Raw genomic sequence first — 1,011 nt, 5'->3', positions numbered from 1 at the left:
TTCTCAAACCCTCAAAATACCTTCAAAACCCCTTTTTATATATATTACAGATTGTATTTACGTGTTGTGTGTAATATAGGTTGTTTATTTAAAGCATTAACATATTGAAATATAATAACTTTTATTTTTTGATTGAAAAATAATATATAAAGGGGCGTAAAAGGAACCCTCAAAATACTCAAAATCTTCAAAACTAACAACCATAAGGATCTTGATAGCATTTCTTATGAGTTACAAACTATCTTTTGAAAGGCTTTAAAGGATCATATGCTTTTCATAAAGCACATTTTAATCATTCACTAAAATCATAAGATTCGTCTGTTAAATAAACAGACATAACCGATAAAATAGACAATAATCCATTAAAAGAGATTTTGATCATCTATGGAATAATTTTATAGATCTTTTTTTATAGGTTGTTTCCTTAAAATCTTGCACCAAAACCATGATCAGAGCCATACCACTGTTGAGTTTCTCAACTATGATCAAGGCTTTGGACCGCGCCTTATTTTCTAAATTTTTTGAAATCTTTTTGATATTTTTTAGGTGCTATTTCTTGTCTTTTTTTCCGATAAAATTGACTATTTTCTCTTTCCACGAGCGGGATTGCTCCTTGCTGATAACCTCTTGTTGATCATCAAACTTTTCTGCCACCCGTTCAATCAAAGCGTAGCTCACTTGCTTCACCTTTGCTACTTCTTTGGCTAAAGCTAATGCACGTTCAAGGTGGGTTTTGTTGATGCTCTCGTCAAAGCCTAGGTGATCACCTGCCGTAAAGCTTTGCTGATAAGATTGTAAGGTCTCAATATTGCCCAATAAGGCAAGAGCGCCAAGATGAAGCAAAGCATAATCCGTATCATCTGCTTTAGACGTTGCATCCCGTTGCCAAGGAGCAGTGCCATAATCAGAGCGAAGTCTTTTAGAAAGGTCAATGTCTTTGACTGACCATTCTAGCGCATCATCAAGTGCTTGCTTTAAGCGATCCGCAGTGACTTCTGGTTCAAAGATTTC

General features: G+C 34.9%; 1 protein-coding gene. It reads right to left on the bottom strand.

Annotated features, from left to right (window positions below; genetic code table 11):
- Window positions 1-549: 549 nt before the first annotated feature.
- Window positions 550-1,011 (bottom strand): DUF6990 domain-containing protein (locus tag ACFIMW_RS09365; RefSeq protein WP_375608904.1); only part of this gene is annotated, 462 nt, incomplete at its 5' end.

The organism is Bartonella sp. AC329YNZD (genome assembly GCF_042196685.1).
Lineage (GTDB): Bacteria > Pseudomonadota > Alphaproteobacteria > Rhizobiales > Rhizobiaceae > Bartonella.
The sequence above is the reverse complement of the archived record's forward strand: the minus strand, read 5'-3'. Positions and strand labels throughout refer to the sequence as shown.